Below are 1,660 nucleotides of genomic sequence, written 5' to 3'. Positions count from 1 at the left end.
TACGACGGTATCAGAGGCGGTTCGATTCCGTTCATTAGCAATGATGGTGCAAATCCATCTTCTCCCAAACTCGGAAGTGTGGCAGAGAGGTTTATCGCAGAATCCTGCTAAGATTCCGTGTCGAGTAATCGGCACCGTTGGTTCGAATCCAACCACTTCCACTATGGTGAACCTTAGTCCATCTGAGAAAGAAAGTCTTGGATCTAGTCAATCTTTAAGACAAGTATTTCGATCAAGAGAATAAAGGTAGGGGAATGACTATCCCCTTTACGGAAGATTGGCAGAGTCTGGTTTATTGCGTTTGTCTTGAAAACAAATGAGGGTAAAACCTCCACTGGTTCGAATCCAGTATCTTCCTTTCTCTAATATTAGAGAAAAATTCTAAATTGGTTGTGTAGTTCAGTGGTAGAACACTTTTCTCATAAGAAAGTAGTCGGTGGTTCAAATCCATCCACAACCACTGTGGCGTTAGCTTAGAGGTAAAGCAGTGGATTGTGATTCCACCTAGAGGGATTCGAGTTCCCTACGCCACCCCGCCCTTATAGTTCAGTGATAGAACGCATTCTTGGTAAGAATGAGGTCGTGAGTTTGATTCTCACTAAGGGCTTTGAACTATCCAATATTTCCAGATAGTTCAAATATAGTGTATTTACTGCCCCCATAGTTTTAGTGGTTAAAATAATCGCCTTGTAAGCGATAGTCGCGGGTTCAAATCCTCGCTGGGGGCTTTGGGTTTGGGATCTCTTTACGTTTGTAACTTAAAGAGTCTATGGAATTAGATTCCCACCAAACTCATATGTCTAGGTGGCAGAGTGGTCGAATGCGAGAGTCTGCAAAACTCTTTTTCGTGGGTTCAAGTCCTACCCTAGACTCTTGCTTCTTAATGAAGCACTTACTCTCAAGTGGTGTAATTGGAAACACGCCTGATTTTGGCTCAGGAGAGTTCAGGTTCGAGACCTGACTTGAGAATTGCCTTTTAATTAAGGCAACAATCTATCCGACACAGGAGTTCGACTCTCCTTATCTCCATTTCACGGGGATAAATTGGTATCGACCGGGTAGAGGGTACTGAGAATAAATCTCAACAACATCGTATCTTTTCGCAGAACTGCTGTTGCCGTTTGAGAAGAGAAATCTTCCTTTCTTGTCCGTGTAGCGCAACTGGTAGGAGGCACCACCTTGAGGGGGTGGACAGTGGAGGTTCGAATCCTCTCACGGACATTGACTTTCTGGGATATCTCTGGTATTCTATGAAAGTCGTTAAGGGCGTGTAGCGCAACTGGTAGGAGGCAATAGACTTAGGATCTATACAGTGGAGGTTCGAATCCTCTCACGCCCATTATGTCCGAGTAGCGCAACTGGTAGGAGGCAACAGATTTAAAATCTGTACAGTGCGGGTTCAAATCCCGCCTCGGACATATGCCGAAGTGATCCAATCTGGTAGAGGTGATCGCCTCAAAAGCGATTTGTTGTGGGTTCGAATCCCACCTTCGGTATTGGATTTTATATCCAAATTTGTTGGGTTGGTGCAATTGGTAGCATTTTGATCTCCAAAATCAAAGATCAGAGTTCAAGTCTCTGGCCCTTCGCCACTGTCCTCTTAACTCAGTGGATCAGAGTGCTTGGCTACGAACCAAGAAGTCGCAGGTTCAAATCCTGC

The 1,660-nt window shown here is 44.6% G+C and carries 13 tRNA genes; all 13 read left to right on the top strand.

Going from position 1 to position 1,660, the window contains the following annotated elements:
* Window positions 1-72: 72 nt before the first annotated feature.
* Window positions 73-164, top strand: a tRNA-Ser gene (locus EBR25_13800).
* 107 nt (window positions 165-271) lie between these two features.
* Window positions 272-358: transfer RNA gene (locus tag EBR25_13795), tRNA-Ser, on the top strand.
* 30 nt (window positions 359-388) lie between these two features.
* Window positions 389-460: transfer RNA gene (locus EBR25_13790), tRNA-Met, on the top strand.
* Between the two features lie 2 nt (window positions 461-462).
* Window positions 463-536, top strand: a tRNA-His gene (locus EBR25_13785).
* Window positions 536-607 (top strand) — tRNA-Thr (locus EBR25_13780). The genes EBR25_13785 and EBR25_13780 overlap by 1 nt, the downstream gene beginning before the upstream one ends.
* Window positions 608-654: 47 nt before the next feature.
* Window positions 655-728 (top strand) — tRNA-Thr (locus EBR25_13775).
* A 70-nt stretch (window positions 729-798) separates the two neighbouring features.
* A tRNA-Cys gene (locus EBR25_13770) sits at window positions 799-872 on the top strand.
* 24 nt (window positions 873-896) lie between these two features.
* Window positions 897-969, top strand: a tRNA-Gln gene (locus EBR25_13765).
* Between the two features lie 177 nt (window positions 970-1,146).
* Window positions 1,147-1,221, top strand: a tRNA-Leu gene (locus EBR25_13760).
* Between the two features lie 43 nt (window positions 1,222-1,264).
* Window positions 1,265-1,339 (top strand) — tRNA-Leu (locus EBR25_13755).
* A 4-nt stretch (window positions 1,340-1,343) separates the two neighbouring features.
* A tRNA-Leu gene (locus EBR25_13750) sits at window positions 1,344-1,418 on the top strand.
* A gap of 3 nt (window positions 1,419-1,421) precedes the next feature.
* Window positions 1,422-1,496, top strand: a tRNA-Leu gene (locus EBR25_13745).
* 21 nt (window positions 1,497-1,517) lie between these two features.
* Window positions 1,518-1,592 (top strand) — tRNA-Trp (locus EBR25_13740).
* Window positions 1,593-1,660 lie beyond the last annotated feature (68 nt).

It is taken from the genome of bacterium, from assembly GCA_009926305.1.
GTDB lineage: Bacteria > Bdellovibrionota_C > UBA2361 > UBA2361 > RFPC01 > RFPC01.
This window is presented reverse-complemented; position numbering and strand designations above follow the sequence as displayed.